The sequence below is a fragment of the Janthinobacterium sp. GW821-FHT03A03 genome, assembly GCF_059421435.1.
The window spans coordinates 996,146-1,013,274 of the sequence record NZ_JBWKUZ010000001.1 but is presented as its reverse complement, the minus strand read 5'-3'; the positions used below and the strand labels follow the sequence as shown (position 1 = coordinate 1,013,274).

The following is a 17,129-nucleotide window of genomic DNA, read 5'->3' as shown; positions in this document are numbered from 1 at the left end:
GCGTCACAGCGAGTGCAGTTTCGAGCGCACCGAGACGACGGCCTGGTGCAGGATGCGTTCGGCCTGGAAGTCGTTTTCGCGCTGTTCGGCGATGGCTTGCAAGTCGCGCGTGTAGCGTTCCAATCGGGAACGCAGGTAGGCGCGGTAGATTTTCATGACCAGCGGTTTGGCAGAGACATTCATGATGTGGCTCCCAGAGTCATAACAATTCGTTCATTTTGTGTGCGCACAATGCCGCCACTTTGCGTCGCATCAAACGCCCTCCTGCGGCCAATGTGGCGCGTTTGATCTTCCGCAAGGCCCGATGGGCTGGAGATGCCACACTGAATCTTCCCTGCAAGCATAAGTTGTCTGTTATGCGCAGACCCTCATACCGGTCCTTGCCGCACCGGACCCCATCCAGGAGATTGTCGCATGCTCATTTCCGCCTTCCTTGCTGGCTGCATCGCTTGCTTGACAGTGTACCAAATCCATAAAAAATCGCAGGGTGGTGACGGTGTTGCGCAACAACACATAGGCCTGCATGGCACATTGATTGAACCACGGAAATAATCACTGCCTGCCATGGACCGTGGCTGGCGGATTTAAGGGAAATGTAAGGCCCGGTAAGCAAATGTAAAGGTCCGCGCGGTGACCAGTCGTAGCGTTTATATTGATAACCGTTGATTGCATTCTCCCCCTCCCACTTGACAATGGGTTCACCCCGCGGTGCCGCTAGCCCGCGGGGATTTTTTTGGGAACTTGCATTGTCAGACCGTCGCTACAATTCCAATCAGGCCGCTTTCGGCGTGCCTGCCGACAATTGCGTCAAGGCATCGCCCGCGACCCGGCAGATGCGCCAGTCCGGCATCACGTCCGCGCCCATGCCCTTGTAGAAGTTGATCGCGTTGTCATTCCAGTCCAGCACCGACCATTCGAAGCGGCCGCAATCGCGCTCGACGGCCAGTTGCGCCAGCGCCACGAGCATCTGCTTGCCATAGCCCTTGCCGCGCGCCGACTGCTTCACGTACAGGTCTTCCAGGTACAGGCCCTTGCGGCACAGGAAGGTGGAAAAGTTGTGGAAGAACAGGGCGAACGTCACCACCTCGCCGTTTTCCTCGCCCACCAGCGCTTCGCACGCGGGGTGCGGGCCGAACAGGCTGTCGTGCAGCATCGACTCTTTGGCGATCATCATGTGTTCGAGTTTTTCAAATACGGCCAGTTCATGGATCATGCCGAAGATGGCGGCCACGTCGGATGCGGCCGCGGGACGGATGGCGAGGGAGGAAGAAGTGCTCATGTTGCCTTTGTCGATGGAGTGGTGGAAAGGGAAGCAATGCTACTCGTCTTGCGCGCGCCCGACGTCAGGGCCCAGGCGACGCTGGACAGGCACAGCACCATGCCCACCCATTCGATGGGGGCGGGCCGGTAATGTTCGAACTGCATTGACAGCAGCACGGAAATGACGGGCGTGACGACGCCGATATATACGGTCTTTTGCGTGCCGATGCGGGCGATCAGCGTGAAATACGCGCTGAAGGCGATTACCGAGCCGAAGATGGCCAGGTACAGCAAGCCCATCCAGTAACTGGGGCGCGCGGGCAATTGCCAGGACTGGCCCGTGGCGATGGCCCAGGCGGCCACCATGAGCGTGCCCCACAGCATGGTCCAGGCCATGGTCAGCATCACGTTGCCGGACTGCTCGCGCACCTTCATGACGAGGGCGTTGCCGCAGGTGCTGGAAATGGTGGCGACCAGGGCCAGGATAAAACCGAGCAGGAAATGGCCATTGCCGCCATTGCCGCCGCCGAAAATATCGTGCAGGGCCGCGCCGATGGACTGGTAGAACAGCAGCACGATGCCGCAGATGGCGACGAAGGCCGCGCAGCAGGTGCTCCAGGTGATGGGCGTGCCGAAAGCGATGCGGTTGAGCAAGGGCGTCCAGAACACCATCAGCGCGAACAGCACGCTGACGAGGGCCGAGACCAGGTATTGCTCGGAACTGTAGGTGCACACATAGCTGAGGGCGAACGAGGCCAGGCCTTGCAGCAGCATCCATTGTTGCGCGCGCCAGGGCAGGCGCAGGCGGTCGCCGCGCAGCGCGCACCAGGCGAACAGGGTGGCGGAAGCGAGGCCGAAGCGGTAGACGACGGAGACGGCGGGAGCGACGTCGCCCAGCTGCAAGGTGATGGCCCAGAAGGTGGAGCCCCAGATCAGGCAGGCAATGATGAACAGGAGAGGAGAGGACATCGCGCAAGTATACGGACATCGCGCGGGGATGGCGAGTCTTGGTCGAGCTTGCTCGATGCAGCGTCAGGAGACACGCCGCATTGAGCCAGCGCAGTGCTTCTGGAGAATGTTGAATTTCTGAAAATATTTACATTAATATCAAGTAAATATTTTCTGAATTGCATCTTTGAACGGAGACCGCCATGCCAGCCTCACTGCAGATCAAAATATGGAGCGTGCTTGTGTATGTCGTCGTGGCAACCTGGGTTGCCATCTGGCTGCATGACGGCATGGCACCGTCGGCCTTGCTGATGGCTGCCGGCGCCTTCGGCTGAGCGCATGCGCCGGCGATCCCGTCAGTGCGTGACGCGGGTCTTGCGGCCATCCGACAGCAGGCGCACGCGCTCGCCCGGGCGGAACAGCTCGTCCGCGTCCTGCACGATGGCGCGCATGTCGCCATTGTCCAGGCGCACGGTGATTTCCAGGCCGGGCTTGTTCGAGGCATTCGCTTCGATGCTCTTGCCGGCCATGCCGCCGGCGACCGCGCCGAGGATGCTGGCCGCGATGGCGCCCTTGCCGCCGCCGACTGTCGAGCCGGCCACGCCGCCCAGCGCCGCGCCAGCCAGCACGCCCGTGCCCGTTTCGCCCTTGTCGATGGTGACCTGGCGCACGGATTCAACCGTGCCCATGCGAACCGACTGCTCATTTTGCGCCTGGCGCGCGTTGTACACATTCGCCGAGTTCGGTTGTACGGCGCAGCCGGCCAGGGTGGCCAGCAATGCCACTGCAATAATTGGTGCTTTCATATGGAACTCCCTTGGACAAAAGTTGGTCTGCCGATTACGTCGACCGGCAAGTTGGACTTACTTATCATAAGGACACTTGCTTAAGATAACTAGTTGCGAATAGTAAAAAACTGTTACCGGTCCCGCGGGACCACCTGCCGCTCAATATGCCAGACGCAGGCGGCGGTACAGAAACGCCAGCACGAACAGCGGGCCGATCAGCAGGAAGCGCATATCGTCGAGGAAGGACGGTTTCTTGCCTTCGATCTGATGGCCGATGAACTGGCCTATCCACGCCAGCACGAACACGCCCAGCGACAAGGGCAGGATGGTCAGCGCCGGCATGGCCAGCAGCAGGCCCAGCATGGCGGCCAGCATGAGCAGCATGCCCGCCGCAAACGGCCGCGACAGCTTGTAATAGTAGTATAAGGCCAGAATACTGCCGAGCAGCGCCACGCTGGCATGCACGCTCCACAGCAAGCCCAGCAGGCTGAAAACGATCAGCGGCACGCACACGATGTGGACCCGCTCATTGACGTGGTTGCGGTGGCTTTCGCCATACCGGGCCAGCAGGGTGTCGATGGTGCGCATGGGCGTCTCCCGCGTGTTGTTCTTGTTGGAAATTTTACACCGGAACACCCGTTGCCCCACGCGGCACGTCGTGGCGAGTTGTCGAAATGGTACTTTTGCGCTATTATTTCCTGTTGGAAATATTTCCGTGCATTGCAAAGGCATCCGTGACATCGCCAGACCGCCATCCAGATTACCAGCGCTATTCCATGGCGTCCCTGCAGCAAGCCCTGTCCGGCGCCGACGGAGCCGATGCGGCGCGGCGCCAGCGCATCGAAGCGGAAATTGCCCAGCGCCAGCAGGATGACCTGGAAGCACAGCAGCGCCAGTGGGCGGCGCGGCCGCAGGACCAGCCGCTCGATCCCGCCGCCGCCGCACTCCAGGATGCGGCCAAGCCCCACTTGCGGTCCGCGGGCTATGCGCTGCTGTTCACATGGGTCGTGTTGAGAGTGAGTGCCTGGTTTGACATCGTGCTGGCCGATAGCTGGAATTATTTCGTTGGCGGTATCGAATTATTGATTTTTGGCATATTCTTGTTGCGCGGCAACCTGCGCGCGGCGAGATGGCTGCGCTGGCTGGCGGTTTTCTCGGTGGTGCCCACCGTGCTGGTGCTCGATTCCCTGTTCATGCAGCCGCTGTCCCTGACCTTGACGCAGTTCAAGCTGGCGCCCGTGCGTCATGGCTGGCTGGTGCTGGAAACCGTGCTCTTGCTGTGGCTCATACACTACGTCTGCCGGCAGTTGGGCATGCCTGCCGTCATGGCCGCCTGCGATGCCAGGGGATACCGGCGGCCCGATCTGCGCATACCCGCCATTGCCGGGCTGATCCTTGGTGCCTGCGGCGTCGTCGTCGGGCTGGCGGCCTTGCAGGGCGAGACGGCCCGGCAGGCGCGCGCGATAGTGGCGCAGCGCTATGGTGCGGGCTACCAATACCATGTCAATGGCGTCGGCGAGTCCGTCGTGCCGGAAGGCCGGTTTTATACGGCGCAGGTGCTGGTGTGGGATGACAAGGGCATCCTGTCCGTGCCCGTGCGGTGGCCCCAGTAAAATAGACGCTGGCCCCACTCCCGCAGGATGCTCTTTTGCCCCGCTTATTGTCTGCTGAACCGGCCATGCCGGACACCCGCAAGCGCTGTTTCGACCCCGTCGTCGACGCCGGCACGCGCTTGTTGATATTGGGCAGCTTGCCCGGTGAAAAATCGCTGGCGCACAGCCAGTACTATGCGCATCCGCAAAACAAGTTCTGGACGCTGCTGGGCGAGGTGCTGGGCGTGGATTTGAAGAGCCTGCCCTATGAAGAGCGTCTGGCCAGCTTGCTGGCGCATGGCGTGGGCCTGTGGGACGTGGTGGCGCAGGCACAGCGCACGGGCAGCCTCGACAGCAATATCCGCTTCCGAGACGACAACGACCTGGTGGCCCTGGCCGCCAGCCTGCCGCGGCTGCAGACGATCGCCTTCAATGGCGGCACGGCGGCGAAGCTGGGCGTCAAGGTGCTGGGCGACCATGCGCAGCGCTACCGCATCGTCAGCTTGCCTTCGAGCAGCCCGGCCTACACCCTGGCGTATGCGCAGAAATTGCAGGCGTGGCTGTCGCTGCGCGGCCTAGCGGAGCCGGCCGCGCGCTGATCGTGTTGCCGGTCCTTACGCCGGCGCGTAGGCCTGCACTTCCAGCGGTTGCCCCTTGGCATCGAATTTCAGGGCCACGGACAGTTGCGTCACGCCGATGGTGGCCAGCGCGTCGCAGATATCGTCGACTTCTTCCTGCAGGTCGGCGGCCAGGTCCAGCGGCTTGTCGGCGCTGTGCAGCAGTGCGCCGCCCGCCGTGCTGACATTGACGCGCAACAACATTTCACCGTGCTCGTCGGCCGGGCCGACGACGACGGAAACGTCGCCCGCATCGACCTTGTTTTCCGCCAGCGCATGGTTGATGCCGGACATCATTTGCAGCATCGCATACTCGCTCATGCCCTGTTCCTTGCCGCCATGGAACAGATCCTGGTAAAGGAAGCTCACTTCCAGGGCGCTGCCGGCCGGCGCCAGGCAGCGTTTCACCAGGTCGCCCACTTCCGTCGTCCACTGCTGGTAGCGCGCCATGCGGGCGTCGAACCAGGCGTCGAGCGCCGCTTCATCCTGCGGTTCCACATAGAACGGGTCGTCCACGCGCTTCAGCGCAAAGCCCAGCAGGAAGCGCAGTTCGACGGCCGTGTCCTGCGGGCCGAAGGCCGTCTCGCTCCAGCCGACGATGCTGCGTTCCAGGCCCGGCGTGGCGGCGATCTTCTTGTCCGTCATCGAGGCATAGGCGTCGCGCACCATGTCGTGCAGGTGGCTGTAGGTGATGCGGTCGATTTCATCGAGGTCGTAGGCATGGCTCATCAGGACCACCTTGGCCTTGGCGCTTTCCAATTGTGCCTGTTGGAAACTTTTTACCAGCGCTTCGAACGCGTCCTGGTCCTGGAAACTGTCCGTTTCCCGCAGGCCGCCCGTGCTTTGCACCAGCAGGGGCACGACGAAGGCGTTGATTTCCATGGCCGGGGCATTTTCGCGGCGGATCACGGAAATGGACGCCGCTTCCTCGATATGGCTGCGCAGGTACTGGTAGGCGCCCACATCCTCGTACTTGGAACGCTCGATGGCGTCGTACAGCACTTCATCCTTCTTTTGATTCAAGGCCTTGCGGATGATGCGGCCGAACTCGACGGCCTGCTCGGCCAGTACCGTGCCCTGCGATTCGCTGTCTTCCTGTTCCGCCAGGTTCAGGGCCATCGTGCACAGCATGCGCGTGACGGCTTCATCCTTGTCTTCAGGGGTGTTGGCGGATTTGCGGGGGACAGGGCGCTTATTTTTGGGCATGGCGGTCAATTAGTTATCAGGGTAAAAGTCAGGCGAACGGGCGGCGAGGCGGCTTGCCTCGCGCCGGGGGAATGATACAGGGGGCCTGGCCCCGCACATCAATGGTCGGTATCGAACATCTCGTGCAATTCGTCGAGCAGGTCGGCCGCTTCTTCCTGCGACAGGCCAAGATGCTGGCAGGCAAGTTCGCCGCCCTTGTCCCATTCCAGCGAAGTACTGTTGCCATGGTAGCGCTGAATGCCCTTTTCGGCCAGCAGCGACAGGGCGACGAGCGAGCGGATGGCGTCGTCCGTGGACGGGTCGGCCAGCACCGTGTAGTCGTGGTGATGCAAGATCGCCCACGAGACATCGGAGGACAGGCCCCAGTTGCGTGCCAGCAAGCAGCCGATGGCCGCGTGGTTGGTCTGGTGGCGCGCGTCTTCCAGGCGGGTAAAACAGTTGTGCGCATCGTTGGCCGCCGCCGCGTACGTGTTGACGTAGTCGGGGAAGCGGTTCATCAAGAGGGGCACGCCGATATCGCAGAACAGGCCGAAGGTGTGGGCGATGTCGGGCGGGGCGATGCGCAGCTTGCGCGAGGTAAATACCAGGGCGCGCGCGCGCTTGGCCGACACATCCCAGAAATTGGTCAGTTCCACGCCTTCCGCTTCCAGCGCCTGGCGCGCCAGCAAGCCTGTCATCATGGCGCTGCACTGGTTGATGCCGAGGAAGTTGATGCCTTGCTCAACCGACTTGGCCTTGCGCGCGGCGCCATAGAACGGCGAATTCGCCAGTTTCAGCAGGGCGCCCGACATGCCCACATCGTCGGCGATAATGCGCGCAATCCGCCGCGGAGAAGGGTCTTCCTCGGCCAATTCGCGCTGCAAGTCGACCAGCAGGCTGGGACGCGGCGGAATACGGATGGAACGCATCAGGGCGTCAACCGGATCTTCCTGCACTACCTGCTTTTGCGCTGCCGCTCTCATCATCATTGCCCTACATGGTGGTTATTCTGTCGCGCTGCCGCTGCCGGCCTCGTGGGCGTTCGGCGCAGTGCCCGACGATTATCGCTGTTTATGCACGGCAATAGTTCGTCTCTGCAAACTATTCTGGAAAAAATCCCCGTTTTGACCTGCTTCAACCGCGATTTTCATCATTTTACGACGATGCTTATTTGGGAAGTGATGATCAAAATATTAAGTTGTATTTGTTTTCAAGGCAGGCAAGGCGTGCGGCGGGAGGTGCGGCGGTACAATTGCCGGATGAAAAAAATCCTGGCCGGTATCGATTTTATCGACGATTCCTGCAGCGTGGCGCGCTAGCTGATCGGCGTGACCGTGCTGGTCGACGGCGTGGGCGGGCGCATCGTGGAAACGGAAGCGTATGACCGGCTGGACCCCGCTTCGCATACATATGGCGGCTTGACGCCGCGCAATGCGGCCATGTTCGGTCCGCCCGCGCACGCCTATGTCTACCGTTCGTACGGCATCCACTGGTGCCTGAATTTTGTCTGCCGCGAAGCGGGCCATGGCGCGGGCGTGCTGATCCGCGCCATCGAGCCGCTGGCGGGCCTCGACACCATGCGCGAACGGCGCGGCGTGGAGCCGGCGCGGCAGCTGTGTTCAGGGCCGGGCAAGGTGTGCCAGGCGCTCGGTGTGAGCCATTTGCAGAACCGCCTGGCGCTCGATGCGCCGCCCTTCATGCTGCTGGCCCGCGAGGAAGATGTTACGGTACAGGCGGGCCCGCGCATCGGCATTTCCAGGGCGATGGACACGCCGTGGCGCTTCGCGCTGGCCGGCTCGCCCTATCTGAGCAAGCCGATCTAGAAACACCTAAGCAAACCTGCTGCGCGTCGCGCTTTGCGGCCTGTGATGCTCGCTGCCTCGGCGGCCCCGTGCTTCAGCACAGCTGCGCTTCTCCGCCACAAAGCACTGCCGCTCGCTACGGTTTTGTTAGGCGTTCTTGAGTGTGCCGGTACGTGCCTGCGGCTGGATGCTGGCATTAAACACCGCGTTGGCGGCGGGAGGCGTTACCTGGCGCATTGTTGTGTGGCCTGCCGCGTAGCGGGCTGTGCAGCGCGCGCCGTTCCTGGACGGGCGTCCTGGCGGGGTCTTGAAAGGCGTCCTCGTCCGCGCCGGCGCGCGCCGCCGGCGTGGCTGAATCCAGGGTAAAGACGCTGACTGCCGCCGACAATTTGACGGCCTGGTCCTGCAAACTGGCGGCGGCGGCCGCCGCCTGCTCCACCAGGGCCGCGTTTTGCTGGGTGACGTCATCCATCTGCGTGACGGCCTGGTTCACTTCCGTGATGCCGGACGCCTGCTCGGCGCTGGCCTGTTTGACGCTCTGGATGATGTCGTTGACTTGCTGTACCGAGGCCACGATGGCGCCCATGCGCTCGCCTGCCTGCTGCACGGCCACGCTGCCGCCGTCGATGGTGCTGACGGACGTGGCGATCAGGGTCTTGATTTCCCTGGCGGCTTGCGCCGAGCGCTGCGCCAGCGTGCGTACTTCGGACGCCACCACGGCAAAGCCGCGGCCCTGCTCGCCCGCGCGCGCCGCTTCCACCGCGGCGTTCAGCGCGAGGATATTGGTCTGAAAGGAAATGCCGTCGATCACGCCGATAATATCCACGATCTGGCGCGAATTGGCCCGTATCGTCGCCATCGTCGCCACTGCCTGCTGCATCGCCGTGCCCCCTTGCACGGCCAGGCTCGATGCCTGTGCCGCCAGGTCGCAGGCCAGCTGGGCATTGCCGGCATTGTCGTTGACGGCTATGGTCAAGGTTTCCATGGCGCTCGACGTTTCTTCCAGCGAGCTCGCCTGCATTTCCGTGCGTGCCGACAAATCGAGGTTACCCGTGGCAATTTCGCGCGATGCCGTGTCGATCGATTGCACGGCGTCCATGATGGTGCGCAAGGTCTGGTTCAACTGCGCGATGGCCTGGTCCAGCACGCGCGACGTGTCGGCGATTTCATCGTTGCCCTGCCGGGGCGCGCCGGCGGTCAGCTTGCCGGCGGCCAGGTCTTGCACGGCGTCGGCGATGCCGCGGATTTCCGCCAGCATGGCGCGGCGCACCAGCATGGTCACCACGATGGAGACGAGAATCGACAGCAGCACCGTCAGCAGCAGGCTCCAGCCCAGGCTGCGGAACTCCGCGCTGGCCGTCGCATGGGCCTGGCTGCTGAGCGTCGTTTCCAGGGCGGACAGTTGCGCCAGCTGCGCATTGAACTGGACGAACTGGGTTTCCGCCTTGAGCATGGAGTTGGTGGCGATCGACTGGTCCATCTGCGCCATTTCCATGGTTTCCAGCACCGCCTTGCGGTACCCGGCCAGGGCCTTGATGGCCGTGTCGAGCAAGCTGCGCTCGGCGCCCGTGGCCGTGCCCCGCAGCGCGGCCAGCTGGGTGCCGATGGCGGTGTGGCGCGCCTTGATCTGTTGTTCCAACGCATCGATGCGGGCTTTTGCAAAGCTGCCATTGGTCCACGACAGCAACTGGTACATATTGCCGTGCACATGCCTGGCCTCGCCAAGTACGTCGGCGGCGGCCTTCAGATGGGCGATGCGCACCCGCACCATGTTTTCCAGCGAGGCATTTTGCCGCACCATGCCATACCAGGCGCCGCTTGAACTGAGTATCAGCAGCAGCAAGACCAGCGCGGGCGCCAGCAGTAATTTTGGACCGAGGCGTAGTTGATTGAGCATGCTTGACTCCTGGCTATGGCTGAGCAAACGGCGCCCAGCGGCAGGCCGGCTCGCGCCGCCCGCCGCGCCTGCGCCGGGACTGCCTTATTTCTTGTAGATGCCCGCTTCCAGCACCACATCGTTGACGCGCAAGATATACGTGGTCTTCGGCTCGATCTTGCCGCTGGTGGGATTCTTGTACTGGTAGTCGACCCAGCCCTTGCCTTGCTTTTGCGCCAGCTCAATGATTTCCCGGCGATATTTCTTGCCATTCGCGTCAGGCACGTCCGTCAAATCCTTGCCCACGATGGAAGGGTTGATGGGGTGGGCCAGCACGATGCCTGTCTTGATGTCGCGCATGTCCACGTACAGCGAACCCTGCACGAAGTCCGGGTCTTTCGCCGTGATTTTCTTCATCATTTCTTCCTTGCCATGCGCCTTCATGAAGGCGGCGCCCCGTTCCGCCATGGCGATGGCGTCTTTCTCCGTCGGTTCTACCGCGGCACTGACGCTGCCGCCGGCAAATGCCAGGCACAGCAGGCTACCCGTGAATAAGCGTTTCATGACAGCTCCTTGTGAAATCGAGGGAAGTGTTGCCAAGTCGTAATTTACGTCGGCGCCGCTTCCATCAAATTGCGATGGAACAAACTAAGGTCTTGCCGAATTGCATCTCTCTGCCTATCGGCAAGCTTGTTGATATGTGGCAATTTGGTTCCTTCTGGCAAGAATTATGATGACTTTCACAGCATGCCAGGGTCTGACTGCATGGCAAGAAACAGGGTGGAATTGGCCGGTTTTTGGCTGATTTCATGGACGTTATCGCTATTTACTGGCAAGGAGCCGACCGTGTCCGCATTGATCACCGAACCGTCTTCACCCAAGTTCAAGCCGTACACCCGGCAAACCATACAACAGGCGCGGCAGTGGGAATGGCTGCCGCAAGAGTTGCGCGAAGCCGTGCAAGTGGTCTCGCACGTGTTGCCATTTCGCACCAATGAATATGTGCTCGATCAATTGATCGACTGGAACAATATTCCTGACGATCCCATCTACCGCCTCGTCTTTCCCCACCGCGACATGCTGCCGCCCGAGCAGTACGTGCATTTGCGCGACCTGGTACTGCGCAAACAGGACAAGGCCGCCATCAACGCCTATGTGCATGGCTTGCGCCTGGGCATGAATCCCCATCCGGCCGGGCAGATGACGCATAACGTGCCCCGGGTCAACGACGCGCCCGTGCGCGGCCTGCAGCACAAATATGCGCAAACGGTGCTGTTTTTTCCCAGCGCCGGCCAGACCTGCCACGCGTACTGCACCTTCTGCTTCCGCTGGCCCCAGTTCGTCGGCATGGACGACATGAAGTTCGATGCGCGCGAATCGCACGAGCTGGCCGCTTACCTGAGACTGCATCCGGAGGTGACGGACGTGCTGATCACGGGCGGCGACCCGATGATCATGAATACGCGGCAACTGGCCGCCTACCTGGAACCGCTGCTGGCGCCGGGCCTCGAGCACATCCAGAACATTCGCATCGGCACCAAGGCGGTGGCGTATTGGCCGCAGCGTTTCGTCTCCGACCGCGATGCGGACGACTTGATGCGGCTGTTCGAGCGCATCGTCAAGGCGGGCAAGAACCTGGCCGTGATGGGCCATTACAGCCATGCCGTCGAGTTGCGCCAGGACATCGCGCAGCAAGCCGTCAAGCGCATCGTGTCCACGGGCGCCACCCTGCGCATGCAGGGGCCGCTGATCCGTCACATCAATGAAGACCCGAACAGCTGGGCCGAGCTGTGGCAGACGGGCACGCGCCTGGGGGCGATTCCTTACTATATGTTTGTCGAACGGGACACGGGCCCGCGCGGCTATTTCGAGTTGCCGCTGGCCCGCGCGCATGAAATTTTCCAGGCCGCCTACCAGAAGGTGTCGGGCCTGTCGCGCACGGTGCGGGGCCCATCGATGAGCGCGTTTCCCGGCAAGGTCGTCATCGATGGCGTCGTCACCATCCATGGCGAAAAGCTGTTCGCCCTGCAGTTCTTGCAGGCGCGCAACCCGGACTGGGTGCGCCGGCCGTTTTATGCACAGTTCGATGCGGAAGCGACGTGGATGGATCATCTGAAACCCGCGTTCGGCCAGGAAAAATTCTTCTTCGAAACGGATGAGCCCGTGCCGCAACTGCCGCATAAAGTCATCCGCCTGGCGCAGGCTGCCTGAACATGCGTGGCGCCGGCGCACCAGCCCGCTCCGGTGTGGCCGTGTTCTGCCTGGTCTTCCTGCCGTTTGCGCTCGGGCATTACCTGTCGTGTTTGTTGCGTGGCGTCAATGCCGTGCTGACGGCGGAATTGCTGGCCTCCATCGCCCTGACGCCAGCGCAGCTGGGCTTGCTGACCAGCGCCTTCTTCCTCGCTTTTGCGTGCGTGCAATTGCCAGTCGGCATGGCGCTCGACCGTTACGGTCCCCGCGCCGTGCAAGTGTGGCTGATGGCGCTGGCGGCGCTGGGCGTGTGGCTGTTCAGCCGGGGCCACAGTTTTGCCGAGCTGATGTGGGCGCGCGCCGTGATGGGCGCCGGGCTCGGCGGCTGTTTCATGGCCGCCGTGAAGGCGGTCTCGTGCGCCGTCGCGCCGTCGCGCCTGCCTTCCGTGCACGGCTACCTGATCGCCGTCGGCGGCCTGGGCGCGGCCACCGCCACCATGCCCGTCAGGCTGGCCCTGCACTACACGGACTGGCGCGGGGTGTTCCTGGGCCTGGCGCTGGCCGCGCTGGCCATCGGCGTGCTGATCCGCCTGCTGTCGCCGGCCATGCCAGTGCCGGCCGCTGCCGTGAACAAGGCCAGCGTATGGGGTGTCTATCGCGACGCGGCCTTTCGCCGCACCATCGCGCTGATCCTGCTGCCGCATACGGTGTTTTTTGGCGTGCAGGGCTTGTGGATAGGGCGCTGGCTGGCCGACGTGGGCGGCCTGTCCGAGCATAACGTGGCGTTTCTGCTGTACCTGGGGATGGCGGCCGTCATCTTTGGCGCCATCGGCATGGGCATGCTGACAGAATGGGCGGGCCGGCGCGGCATGGCCCCCGTGCAACTGGCGGCCGTGGGCATCGCCCTGTTTATTGCCGTGCAAGTGGCGATGGCGTGCAACGTCGTGCCCGGCCTGCCCATGCTGTCCGTGCTGTTTACCCTGCTGGGTACGGTGACGGGCCTCGAGTATGCGATCGTCGCGCAAAGCATGCCGGCCAGCCTGACGGGCAGGGCGGCCACCTGCCTGAACTTGCTCATTTTTACGGGCGCCTTCCTGGTGCAGGCGGGCTTTGGCCTGATCCTCGGCTGCTGGCCCCTGAACAGCTCGCAGCAGTATCCGCCGCAGGCCTACCAGGCGGCGTTTGGCGTGCTCGTGGCGCTGCAACTGCCGGGTCTGGCGATGTATTTCATGCGCCAGCGCAAGCGTGCCGGGGGTACCTGCAAGATCGGGGCCGGCACGGCGGCAATGATCAACGCCAAGGATGATTAGTGGGGCTCGATCGTGTCCGTCAACCGGCAAGGCAAGGCCTGTGCTGGCGATAAGAATGCGCCATGCGCGAGGTGCGATGCCGCTGGCTGCCGGTCAGCTAGCTGATTTTGTATTTTTATGACAATTAAATATTATACAATTCCAGTCATCAGCCATTTCCGTAGGGAAATTAAAGACATGAAGGCACTTTATTACCTCGCGCTCGTTTTGCTGGCGCTGCAGCCGCCTGCCCAGGCCAACCCTGTGGCGCCTTCGGCTGCGCAGGATGCCGCCCGGGGACAGCTGGTGGACGCCCTGTTTGCAGCATGGAACCGGCCCGATTCCCCGGGCGCGGCGGTGCTAGTCGTGCAGGATGGCCAGATTAGCTACCGGGGCAATTTCGGCATGGCCGACATCGAGCAGGGCCGCGCGATCACCTCGTTTACGCCCATCCACGTCGCTTCGCTGTCGAAGCAGTTCACCGCGTTCGCCATCCTGCTGCTGGCGCAGGAGGGCAAGCTGTCGCTGGACGACGACGTGCGCAAGTACGTGCCTGAGCTGCCGGAATTCGGCCAGACGATACGCATCCGTCACCTGCTGAGTCACACGAGCGGCCTGCGCGACCAGTGGAATCTGCTGGCGATGGCTGGATGGCGCATGGACGATGTCATCACGGACGAGGACGTGATGCGCCTGGTGCGCCGCCAGCGCGCCCTCAATTTTGCGCCCGGCAGCGATTTCGCCTACAACAACACCGGCTACACGCTGCTGGCGGCCATCGTCAGGAACGTGGCGGGCAAGCCGCTGGCCGCGTTTGCGCGGGAACGCATCTTCGAGCCGCTCGGCATGCGGCATACCGTTTTCCATGAGCAATATGGGACCCTGGTCGCGCGCCGCGCGCGGTCCTACCAGCCGGCACCGGCGGGCGGCTACGCCAGCGTCGCCCTGTCGTACTCCACGGTCGGTCCCAGCAACCTGTTGACGACTGCGGAGGACCTGCTACTGTGGGCAAACAATTTCGACGATGCCCGCGTCGGCGGCCCTGCCTTGCTTGCTCAGATGCAAACATCGGCCACCTTTAACGATGGCACGCCCACCGCCTATGGCGGCGGTGTCGAGGTCGGCACTTACCGCGGCCTGAAAAGCATCGATCATAGCGGCGCGGATGCCGGCTTCCGCAGCTATCTGGCCTACTTTCCCCAGCAGCGGCTGACGATCATCGTCGCCGCCAACGGCGCCGACGTGCAGGCTGGCCGGCTCGGCCAGCGCATAGCCGACATTTATCTCGCTGGCCAGCTCGAACCCCTGCCGAAACCTGTTCCCGACTATTCGGACGGCGTGCAGGTGTCGCTTGCTCCCGCCCGCCTGGACGCCTTGCTCGGCACCTATGCGCTGGAAAACGGTTCGGCGATCACATTTGCCAGGGAACAAGGCCAGTTGTTCGGCTGGACGGCAGGCGACGAGAAGATGCAGTTCTACCCGGCGAGCGAGCGCGAGTTCTTCGTCAAGCTGAGCAACGCCAGCTTCCGTTTCGATGCGCCCGATGCGGCTGGCGTCATCGGCAGCGGCACCTGGCTGCGTAATGCGCGCGCCGTGCGCGCCAGGCGCCTTGCGCCCGCGCGGCTGTCCGGCCAGGAACTGCAGCCTTTGCTGGGCGAATACTACAGCGATGAACTGCATGCGCTCTACACTGTCACGGCGAAGGAGGGCAGCGTGGTGCTGGGCTATGCGCGTGGCGACGTCGCGCTGGCGCCGTTCGGCAAGCAGCGTTTCGTTGGCCCCTGGCCATTTGGCCTGGTGACGTTCCAGTGCATGGCATCGAAGCCCTGCGCAGGATTCACGGTCACGGAAAGCCGCGCGAACGAGGTAGCCTTTACGCGAGTGGCCCTCACCGGCGCGGCCGGCAACACCGCCGTGCCCTGATTGCTCCTGCGCATGCATGGCCCGATTCCCGTGTTTTTCATGGACCGCTACAGGCGCGCCGGGCCATCCGGTAAAATGGCAGCCTGCACAGCGGCAATGATCAACTCCAAGGAAGACTATGAAACTCGTTCGTTATGGACGTCCAGGCAAGGAAAAACCGGGCCTGATCGATGAAGAAGGCAAACTGCGCGACCTGTCCGGCGTGATTGCCGATATTGACGGCGCGCAACTGTCCGACAAGGCCCTGCGCAAGCTGGCCAGGATTGATGAGCAGACCCTGCCCCTGGTGCGCGGCAATCCGCGCTTCGGCGTGCCGCTGGCCAAGGTCGGCAAATTCATCGGCATCGGCCTCAATTATGCGGATCACGCCGCCGAGGCAGGCATGCCGGTTCCGGCCGAACCCATCGTTTTCATGAAGGCAATCAGCTGCCTGAATGGCCCGGACGACAATGTCGTGCTGCCGAAAGGCTCGAAAAAGACGGACTGGGAAGTGGAGCTGGGCGTGGTCATCGGCACGCGCGCGCAATACGTGAGCGAAGACGATGCGCTGAAATACGTGGCAGGCTACTGCGTCGTCAACGATATTTCCGAGCGCTCGTTCCAGCTGGAGCGGGGCGGCCAGTGGGACAAGGGCAAGGGCTGCGACACTTTCGGACCCGTCGGCCCGTGGCTGGTGACGCGCGATGAAGTCATCGACGAGCAGGACCTGGACCTGTACCTGGAAGTCAACGGCAAGCGCATGCAGACAGGCAATACGCAAACCATGATTTTCACCGTGGCGCAGATCGTCAGCTATCTGTCGCAATTCATGACCCTGGAACCGGGCGACATCATCGCCACTGGCACGCCGCCGGGCGTGGGCCAGGGCCGCAAGCCGCAGCGCTTCCTGAAGAAAGGCGACAGCCTGCGCCTGGGCATCGCCGGCCTGGGCGAGCAGCAGCAGGACGTCGTCGCCTGGACCGCCTGATGGCCGGTTTTGCTATCGACCGGCTGCCGCCGCTGCCTTTGGCGCAGCTCGATGCGCAGCAGCGCGCGGCCGCGCAAGCCATCATCGACGGCCCGCGCGGGGCCTTGTACGGCCCTTTCGTGCCGCTGATCCGCAGTCCCGAGCTGATGGAAGCGGCGCAGCGCATGGGCGAGTATTTGCGTTACCGCAGCGCCATCGGCACGCGGCTGTCGGAGCTGGCCATCCTGGTGACGGCGCGCCAGTGGGACCAGCAGGTCGAGTGGGCCATCCACGCGCCGCTGGCCGTGCAGAACGGCATCGCGCAGGCGGCCGTGGACGCCATCGCGCAGCGGCGCCCGCCCGCGGCCCTGCAAGACGACGAGCGAGCCGTGCATGACTTCTGTATCGAGTTGCAGCAGAACAAGCGGGTCAGCGACGCCACGTACGCGCGCGCGCTGGCGCTGTTCGGCGAGCAGGGCGTGGTCGACTTGATGGGTATCAATGGCTATTACACATTTTTAGCCATGGTAATGAATGGCGCGCAGACGGCCGTGCCGGCCTTGGGCGTGCCGCCACTGCCGGCCTGATGCAGTAACCCCCAATAAATTATTGTGATTTCTGACTTCCATAACCGGCGCTCTGCAAGGTGGCCGACGAGGCTTGCCCGCTGCTAGCAGCGGGCGCCTTGCATAGCATCCGGTTCTGTTCTTCAT

General features: G+C 62.9%; 19 protein-coding genes. 10 read left to right on the top strand and 9 right to left on the bottom strand.

From position 1 onward, the window contains the following. Window positions 1–3: 3 nt before the first annotated feature. From AC07VI_RS04590 to AC07VI_RS04580, 3 genes are all read right to left on the bottom strand, one after another. Entirely contained in the window at window positions 4–183 is a 180-nt protein-coding gene (locus AC07VI_RS04590; RefSeq protein ID WP_034746290.1) for a hypothetical protein, read from the bottom strand. Between the two features lie 589 nt (window positions 184–772). Continuing rightward, window positions 773–1,279 (bottom strand): GNAT family N-acetyltransferase, encoded by a 507-nt coding sequence (locus AC07VI_RS04585; RefSeq protein WP_086143640.1) that lies wholly within the window; start codon window positions 1,277–1,279, stop codon window positions 773–775. Then, window positions 1,276–2,229: a DMT family transporter gene (locus AC07VI_RS04580; RefSeq protein ID WP_099374117.1), complete on the bottom strand. Its 954-nt coding sequence runs from the start codon at window positions 2,227–2,229 to the stop codon at window positions 1,276–1,278. The genes AC07VI_RS04585 and AC07VI_RS04580 overlap by 4 nt, the downstream gene beginning before the upstream one ends. A 182-nt stretch (window positions 2,230–2,411) precedes the next feature. Here AC07VI_RS04580 and AC07VI_RS04575 point away from each other — a divergent pair, with 182 nt between their 5' ends. Beyond that, window positions 2,412–2,543: a hypothetical protein gene (locus tag AC07VI_RS04575; protein WP_264296469.1), complete on the top strand. Its 132-nt coding sequence runs from the start codon at window positions 2,412–2,414 to the stop codon at window positions 2,541–2,543. Between the two features lie 21 nt (window positions 2,544–2,564). Here the strand turns inward: AC07VI_RS04575 and AC07VI_RS04570 are convergent, their stop codons facing one another. Continuing rightward, window positions 2,565–3,014 (bottom strand): outer membrane lipoprotein, encoded by a 450-nt coding sequence (locus tag AC07VI_RS04570; RefSeq protein WP_034780449.1) that lies wholly within the window; start codon window positions 3,012–3,014, stop codon window positions 2,565–2,567. A gap of 141 nt (window positions 3,015–3,155) precedes the next feature. Beyond that, window positions 3,156–3,584, bottom strand: a complete 429-nt coding sequence (locus AC07VI_RS04565) for an Mpo1 family 2-hydroxy fatty acid dioxygenase (protein ID WP_099374118.1) — start codon at window positions 3,582–3,584, stop codon at window positions 3,156–3,158. Window positions 3,585–3,730: 146 nt separating this feature from the next. Here AC07VI_RS04565 and AC07VI_RS04560 point away from each other — a divergent pair, with 146 nt between their 5' ends. After that, window positions 3,731–4,609 (top strand): hypothetical protein, encoded by an 879-nt coding sequence (locus AC07VI_RS04560; RefSeq protein WP_139842362.1) that lies wholly within the window; start codon window positions 3,731–3,733, stop codon window positions 4,607–4,609. Between the two features lie 65 nt (window positions 4,610–4,674). Further along, a complete protein-coding gene (locus AC07VI_RS04555) occupies window positions 4,675–5,187 on the top strand; it encodes a DNA-deoxyinosine glycosylase (RefSeq protein ID WP_086143644.1) in 513 nt (170 codons plus the stop codon). 15 nt (window positions 5,188–5,202) lie between these two features. Here AC07VI_RS04555 and AC07VI_RS04550 read toward each other — a convergent pair whose 3' ends face one another. Both AC07VI_RS04550 and AC07VI_RS04545 read right to left on the bottom strand, forming a co-directional pair. Continuing rightward, window positions 5,203–6,411 carry a hypothetical protein gene (locus AC07VI_RS04550; protein WP_099374120.1) on the bottom strand — a complete coding sequence of 403 codons (1,209 nt, stop codon included), beginning with the start codon at window positions 6,409–6,411 and terminating at the stop codon, window positions 5,203–5,205. A gap of 98 nt (window positions 6,412–6,509) precedes the next feature. Next, window positions 6,510–7,376, bottom strand: coding sequence for an HDOD domain-containing protein (locus AC07VI_RS04545; protein WP_086143968.1), 867 nt, complete (start codon window positions 7,374–7,376; stop codon window positions 6,510–6,512). An 87-nt stretch (window positions 7,377–7,463) separates the two neighbouring features. Here AC07VI_RS04545 and AC07VI_RS04540 point away from each other — a divergent pair, with 87 nt between their 5' ends. Together AC07VI_RS04540 and AC07VI_RS04535 are read left to right on the top strand one after the other, a co-directional pair. Then, a complete protein-coding gene (locus tag AC07VI_RS04540) occupies window positions 7,464–7,709 on the top strand; it encodes a hypothetical protein (protein ID WP_492995866.1) in 246 nt (81 codons plus the stop codon). Continuing rightward, the gene (locus tag AC07VI_RS04535; protein WP_492996386.1) at window positions 7,710–8,213 is read left to right on the top strand and encodes a DNA-3-methyladenine glycosylase; all 504 of its coding nucleotides are present in this window, start codon (window positions 7,710–7,712) and stop codon (window positions 8,211–8,213) included. Window positions 8,214–8,388: 175 nt separating this feature from the next. Here AC07VI_RS04535 and AC07VI_RS04530 read toward each other — a convergent pair whose 3' ends face one another. Together AC07VI_RS04530 and AC07VI_RS04525 are read right to left on the bottom strand one after the other, a co-directional pair. Further along, on the bottom strand, window positions 8,389–10,089 hold the full coding sequence (locus AC07VI_RS04530; protein WP_099419311.1) for a methyl-accepting chemotaxis protein: 1,701 nt from the start codon (window positions 10,087–10,089) through the stop codon (window positions 8,389–8,391). 84 nt (window positions 10,090–10,173) lie between these two features. After that, complete coding sequence (locus AC07VI_RS04525; RefSeq protein ID WP_034780434.1) at window positions 10,174–10,632, bottom strand: cache domain-containing protein; 459 nt, start codon at window positions 10,630–10,632, stop codon at window positions 10,174–10,176. A 282-nt stretch (window positions 10,633–10,914) separates the two neighbouring features. Between AC07VI_RS04525 and AC07VI_RS04520 the strand changes: the two genes are divergently transcribed. From AC07VI_RS04520 to AC07VI_RS04500, 5 genes are all read left to right on the top strand, one after another. Then, the gene (locus AC07VI_RS04520) at window positions 10,915–12,279 is read left to right on the top strand and encodes a KamA family radical SAM protein (protein WP_492995863.1); all 1,365 of its coding nucleotides are present in this window, start codon (window positions 10,915–10,917) and stop codon (window positions 12,277–12,279) included. Between the two features lie 2 nt (window positions 12,280–12,281). After that, window positions 12,282–13,568, top strand: coding sequence for an MFS transporter (locus tag AC07VI_RS04515; protein ID WP_492995861.1), 1,287 nt, complete (start codon window positions 12,282–12,284; stop codon window positions 13,566–13,568). A gap of 177 nt (window positions 13,569–13,745) precedes the next feature. Next, window positions 13,746–15,470, top strand: coding sequence for a serine hydrolase domain-containing protein (locus AC07VI_RS04510; protein WP_492995859.1), 1,725 nt, complete (start codon window positions 13,746–13,748; stop codon window positions 15,468–15,470). A gap of 118 nt (window positions 15,471–15,588) precedes the next feature. Continuing rightward, the gene (locus tag AC07VI_RS04505; RefSeq protein ID WP_086143651.1) at window positions 15,589–16,437 is read left to right on the top strand and encodes a fumarylacetoacetate hydrolase family protein; all 849 of its coding nucleotides are present in this window, start codon (window positions 15,589–15,591) and stop codon (window positions 16,435–16,437) included. Next, complete coding sequence (locus AC07VI_RS04500) at window positions 16,437–17,003, top strand: carboxymuconolactone decarboxylase family protein (protein ID WP_086143652.1); 567 nt, start codon at window positions 16,437–16,439, stop codon at window positions 17,001–17,003. Before AC07VI_RS04505 ends, AC07VI_RS04500 begins: the two co-directional genes overlap by 1 nt. Window positions 17,004–17,129: the final 126 nt, after the last annotated feature.

Excerpts from the sequence above, each read along its gene's own strand:
- AC07VI_RS04590 (WP_034746290.1), bottom strand. The coding sequence starts at position 183 with ATGAATGTCTCTGCCAAACCGCTGGTCATGAAAATCTACCGCGCCTAC.
- AC07VI_RS04585 (WP_086143640.1), bottom strand. The coding sequence starts at position 1,279 with ATGAGCACTTCTTCCTCCCTCGCCATCCGTCCCGCGGCCGCATCCGAC.
- AC07VI_RS04580 (WP_099374117.1), bottom strand. The coding sequence starts at position 2,229 with ATGTCCTCTCCTCTCCTGTTCATCATTGCCTGCCTGATCTGGGGCTCC.
- AC07VI_RS04575 (WP_264296469.1), top strand. The coding sequence starts at position 2,412 with ATGCCAGCCTCACTGCAGATCAAAATATGGAGCGTGCTTGTGTATGTC.
- AC07VI_RS04570 (WP_034780449.1), bottom strand. The coding sequence starts at position 3,014 with ATGAAAGCACCAATTATTGCAGTGGCATTGCTGGCCACCCTGGCCGGC.
- AC07VI_RS04565 (WP_099374118.1), bottom strand. The coding sequence starts at position 3,584 with ATGCGCACCATCGACACCCTGCTGGCCCGGTATGGCGAAAGCCACCGC.
- AC07VI_RS04555 (WP_086143644.1), top strand. The coding sequence starts at position 4,675 with ATGCCGGACACCCGCAAGCGCTGTTTCGACCCCGTCGTCGACGCCGGC.
- AC07VI_RS04550 (WP_099374120.1), bottom strand. The coding sequence starts at position 6,411 with ATGCCCAAAAATAAGCGCCCTGTCCCCCGCAAATCCGCCAACACCCCT.
- AC07VI_RS04545 (WP_086143968.1), bottom strand. The coding sequence starts at position 7,376 with ATGATGAGAGCGGCAGCGCAAAAGCAGGTAGTGCAGGAAGATCCGGTT.
- AC07VI_RS04540 (WP_492995866.1), top strand. The coding sequence starts at position 7,464 with ATGCACGGCAATAGTTCGTCTCTGCAAACTATTCTGGAAAAAATCCCC.
- AC07VI_RS04530 (WP_099419311.1), bottom strand. The coding sequence starts at position 10,089 with ATGCTCAATCAACTACGCCTCGGTCCAAAATTACTGCTGGCGCCCGCG.
- AC07VI_RS04525 (WP_034780434.1), bottom strand. The coding sequence starts at position 10,632 with ATGAAACGCTTATTCACGGGTAGCCTGCTGTGCCTGGCATTTGCCGGC.
- AC07VI_RS04515 (WP_492995861.1), top strand. The coding sequence starts at position 12,282 with ATGCGTGGCGCCGGCGCACCAGCCCGCTCCGGTGTGGCCGTGTTCTGC.
- AC07VI_RS04510 (WP_492995859.1), top strand. The coding sequence starts at position 13,746 with ATGAAGGCACTTTATTACCTCGCGCTCGTTTTGCTGGCGCTGCAGCCG.
- AC07VI_RS04505 (WP_086143651.1), top strand. The coding sequence starts at position 15,589 with ATGAAACTCGTTCGTTATGGACGTCCAGGCAAGGAAAAACCGGGCCTG.
- AC07VI_RS04500 (WP_086143652.1), top strand. The coding sequence starts at position 16,437 with ATGGCCGGTTTTGCTATCGACCGGCTGCCGCCGCTGCCTTTGGCGCAG.